General features: G+C 74.4%; 3 protein-coding genes. All 3 read right to left on the bottom strand.

Going from position 1 to position 4,760, the window contains the following annotated elements; genetic code table 11:
- On the bottom strand, positions 1-108 hold a 108-nt coding region (locus IH00_RS45670), incomplete at its 3' end, for a polyketide synthase docking domain-containing protein (RefSeq protein WP_158828182.1).
- A gap of 49 nt (positions 109-157) precedes the next feature.
- Positions 158-3,676, bottom strand: coding sequence for a type I polyketide synthase (locus IH00_RS0136060; protein ID WP_063835484.1), 3,519 nt, complete (start codon positions 3,674-3,676; stop codon positions 158-160).
- 20 nt (positions 3,677-3,696) lie between these two features.
- Positions 3,697-4,760: beta-ketoacyl reductase (locus tag IH00_RS0136065; RefSeq protein WP_031080709.1), on the bottom strand; the 1,064-nt coding region annotated here is incomplete at its 5' end.

A 4,760-nucleotide genomic window follows, 5' to 3' on the forward strand; every position in this document is an offset into this window, starting at 1 on the left:
GATCGGGTCGTTGTGCCGGGCCTCGACCTCGCGCAGTCGTTCCTGCGTGGCCTCCAGTTCGGCGGAGACCCGCTTCAAGTAGTACCGGAGCTTCTCTTCGTCAGCCATGTCGGCCCCCTTCACGCCTGGTTCGTCGGACTCGGACGCGGTGGCCGGCTCACGAGATGCCGAACTTCTTGCCGATGATGTCGAACATCTCCTCGTCCGACGCCGCCTGGAACGCGCCGCCCTCCCGGCTCCCGGTGCCGGCGGCCCGGGCCTCGGTCCAGTCGCTGAGGAGACGCTCCAGGCGCCGGCCGATCACCTCGTTCGCGTCCGGGTCCGCGGTCAGCTCGGCCAGCGCGGCTTCGAACTTGTCGAGGTGGTTCAGCGCCTCGGAACGGGTGGCGGCCGCCGGGTCGGGCAGGGCCTCCGCGACGGCGCCCGCCAGGTGGTGGGCGAGGTCCCGGGGCGTGGGGTGGTCGAAGACCAGGCTCACCGGGAGCGTGAGACCGAGTGCCGAACCCAGCCGGTTGCGCAGCTCCACGGCCGTCAGCGAGTCGAAGCCCAGGTCCTGGAACGGCCGCGACAGCTCCATCTCGTCGTCCGAGCCGTGGCCGAGCACCGCGGCTGCCTGCTCGCGGACCAGGTCCACCAGGGCGTCCGGGCGTTCCTCCGCGGGCAGTTCGGCCAGGTGCCGCAGGACGTGTCCCGTGGTGCTCTCCGCCGTGCCGTCGCCGGACGCCGTGCCGTCACCGGACGGCCCGGCGCCTGCGTCGCTCGCTGCGCTCGCGGCGTTCGCCGTGTCCGGGTCGCCCACGGCGCCGTCCGGGCGGGGCCCCACCGGGACCGGGGCCGTCGCGTCGTCGGGCCAGAACCGCCTGCGCTGGAAGGTATACGTCGGCAGGTCCGTGCGGCGCGCGCCGGACAGGTGCGGCAGTCGGGCGAGGTCCACCGGGAGCCCTCGTACGTACGCCTCGGCCACCGAGGTGAGGAATCGGTCCTCCCCTCCTTCGTCACGACGCAGGGTGCCGACGACGACGGCCGGCGCGCCCGCCCGCTCGAAGGTCTCCTGGAGCCCCACGGTCAGGACGGGGTGCGGGCTGATCTCGAGGAAGAAGCCGTGCTCGTCCTCCAGCAGCCGGCGTACGGTGCCCTCCAGGAGCACCGGTTCGCGCAGGTTCCGGTACCAGTAGCCGGCGTCCAGCGCCGCCGTGTCGACCACCTCGCCGACGACCGTCGAGTAGAACGGCACGCGTCCGCGGCGCGGGGCGAGCGACGTGACGTTGGCGACGAACTCCTCGCGGAGGGCCTCGACCTGCGGGGAGTGGCCCGCCGCCGTGGCGCCGGGCACCTTGCGGGCCCGTACGCGCTCCGCGATGCACGTGGCCACCAGGGCGTCGACGGCCTCCGGCTCGCCGCACACCACGACCGACGTGGGGCCGTTGACCGCCGCGATCGCCAGCCGGTCGCCGTACGGTGCGATGCGCCGCCCGGCCTCCTCGGCCGACAGCAGCAGCGAAGCCATGGCGCCCTTGCCCGTCAGCCGGTTCAGCAGGACGCTGCGCAGGGTCACGATCCGGGCCGCGTCCTTCAGCGACAGGGCGCCCGCGACGTACGCGGCGGCGATCTCCCCCTGCGAGTGGCCCACGACGGCGTCCGGCTCGACGCCGTGCGCCCGCCACAGCTCGGCGAGGGCCACCATCACGGAGAACAGCACGGGCTGCACCACGTCGAGGCGGTCCAGGGACGGCGCGCCCGGCCGGCACCGCAGGACGTCCGTGAGCGACCAGTCGACGTACGGGGCGAGCGCCTCGCCGCACGCGTCGATCCGCTCGCGGAACACCGCCGACGACTCCAGCAGGCTCGCGGCCATCTCCGGCCAGTGCGAGCCCTGGCCGGGGAAGACGAACACGGTCTTGCCGGACGTGGTGCCCGTCCCCTTGACCAGGCGGGCGTCCTCACGGCCGGCCATCAGCGCGTCGAGCCCCGCCTCGAGGGCGGCCCGGTCCGTGCCCACCAGGACGGCACGGTGCTCGAACGCCGTGCGGGCCGCGAGGGAGGCGGCGAGATCGGTGCACGGCACGTCGGGACGGGCGCGCAGGTGGTCCGACAGGCGCTCCGCCTGGGCGCGCAGCGCCTGTTCGCTGCGCCCGGAGACGGTCCACAGGAAGGTGGCGTCCGGGGCCGCCGGGCTTTGCGCGGTCGCCTGCGCGGACGTCGGCGCGGGCGCCTGAGCGGACGCCGGCGCCGGGGCGTCGTCGGCCGGCGCGGGGACAGCCGCCGGGGCGTCCTCCGCCGGCGCGGTGGCCGGGGCCTGCTCGACGATGACGTGCGCGTTGGTGCCGCTGATGCCGAAGGAGGAGACGCCCGCGCGGCGCGGCCGCCCGTTCTCCGGCCAGGCCACGGGCTCGTTGGCCAGCCGCACGGTGCCCGTGCTCCAGTCGACGTGCGGGGTGGGTTCCTGCGCGTGCAGCGTCCTGGGCACGACGCCGTGCCGCATCGCCATGACCATCTTGATCACTCCGGCCAGGCCGGCCGCCGCCTGGGTGTGCCCGATGTTGGACTTCACCGACCCGAGCCACAGCGGCCGGTCCGGCGTACGGTCCTTCCCATAGGTGGCGAGCAGCGCCTCCGCCTCGATCGGGTCGCCGAGTTCGGTGCCGGTGCCGTGCGCCTCCACCACGTCGACCTGGTCCGAGGGGATGCGGGCGTTCGCCAGCGCCTGTCGGATCACCCGCTGCTGGGCGCCGCCGTTGGGCGCGGTCAGACTGCTGCTGGCACCGTCCTGGTTGACCGCGCTGCCGCGGATGAGGGCGTGGACGGGGTGCCCGAGGCGCCGGGCGTCGGACAACCGCTCCAGCAGCAGGACCCCGACGCCCTCCGAGAAGCCGGTCCCGTCCGCCGCGCCGGAGAACGCCTTGCAGCGCCCGTCCTTGGCCAGCACCCGCTGGTTGCTGTACTCGACGAAGCCCATCGGCGTGGACATCACCGTCACACCACCCGCGAGTGCCAGCGAGCACTCCGCCTGCCGCAGCGACTGGCTGGCCAGGTGCAGGGCGACGAGCGAGGCCGAGCACGCGGTGTCGACGGTCACCGCGGGGCCCTCGAAGCCGAAGGTGTAGGCGAGGCGGCCGGAGAGCACCGCGGCCGCGTTGCCCGTGCCCACATGGCCTTCGAAGGCACCGGGAGAGCGCAGGAGCAGTGAGGAGTAGTCCTGGATGTTGGTACCGGAGAAGACACCGACGTCCTTGCCCCGCAGGGAGGTCGGGGCGATGCCGGCCCGCTCGAAGGACTCCCAGGCGGTCTCCAGCAGCAGCCGCTGCTGGGGGTCCATGGCCACGGCTTCCCGCGGGCTGACGCCGAAGAACGCGGCGTCGAAGTCGGCGGCCCCGTCGACGAAGCCGCCCTCCCGGACGTACAGGGTGCCCTTGCGGGTGTGCTCGGGGTCGTACAGCGCGTCGGTGTCCCAGCCCCGGTCGTCGGGGAAGGGGCCGATCGCGTCGCCGTCCTCGGCCACGAACCGCCACAGGTCCTCCGGGGAGGCGATCCCTCCGGGGAAACGGCAGGCCATCCCGATGACGGCGATCGGCTCGTGCAGCGAGTCCACGAGCTGCTGGTGCTGCTGCTTCAGCCGTTCGGTCTCCTTCAGCGAGGCGCGCAGGGCTTCGACGACGCGTGCGTCGGTGGTGTCCATCAGCAAACTCCGGGAGGTAGTCAGGCGTCGGTGTTGATAGCCATGTGAACGAGACTCTCCAGATCCATGGCGTCGATGGACTCTGGTGTCACGGCCGCCGCTTCGGCGTCGTCGGCGGCCCCCTGCGGGTCCTGCGGTCCGCCGGTCCCCGCGGCCGGTGCCGGGGCACCGGGTACGGCGTCGAACCCGGTGAGCCGCAGCAGGGCGTCCAGGACGCCGACCTCCTTGAGGCGGGAGAGCGGCAGCGCGGAGAGGGCGGCGCGGAACTCCGCGTCGGCGATGCCCGGTGCGTCGTCGGCGCCGGCCCCGGGGGCGAGGCCGCCCGCGGCACCGGTCGCCTCGGCGAGCGCGGTCCGGATGTGCCGGGCCACGGCCCGCGGGGTCGGGTGGTCGAACAGGGTCGCCGCGGAGAACCGCAGGCCGGTCGCCCGGCTGAGGCGGTTGCGCAGCTCGACCACCGCGACCGAACTGAACCCCGACTCCAGGAAGCCGCGGTCCGGCGAGACGGCCGCCGGGTCGGCATGGCCCAGGACGGTGGCCGCGTGGCCCCGTACGAGACCGACGAGGGTACGGATCTGCTCGGCGTCCGGCAGTCCGGACAGGCGCCGGGCGAGGTCGTCGGCCGCGTTCGCCGGGGCGTCCTCCTGCCGGGCGACCGCGTCCAGGCGCTTGCGCGCGGGCCGGACGAGCCGGCGCAGCACGGACAGCGGCGGTGCGTCCGAGCCGCCCAGCTCCGCGAGGTCCAGGCGGGCCGGCACGCACAGGGCCCGGTCGCGGACCAGGACCACGTCGAACAGGGCGAGAGCCTCCTCGGCGGGCATCGGGACCGCGCCCTCGCGCCGCAGCCGGGCCAGGTCGGCCCCGGTCACGTGGCCGGCCATGCCCCGGTCCTCCTCCCACAGGCCCCAGGCGGCGGAGACCGCGGGCAGGCCGAGGGCCCGCCGCTGCTGGGCGAGGGAGTCGAGGAAGGCGTTGGCCGCGCTGTAACTCGCCCGTCCCGCAGCTCCGAACACACCGGCGACGGACGAGAACAGCACGAACGCGGAGAGGTCGAGTCCGGCCGTCAGCTCGTGCAGGTGCAGCG

This window comes from Streptomyces sp. NRRL S-118 (genome assembly GCF_000716335.1).
Taxonomy (GTDB): domain Bacteria; phylum Actinomycetota; class Actinomycetes; order Streptomycetales; family Streptomycetaceae; genus Streptomyces.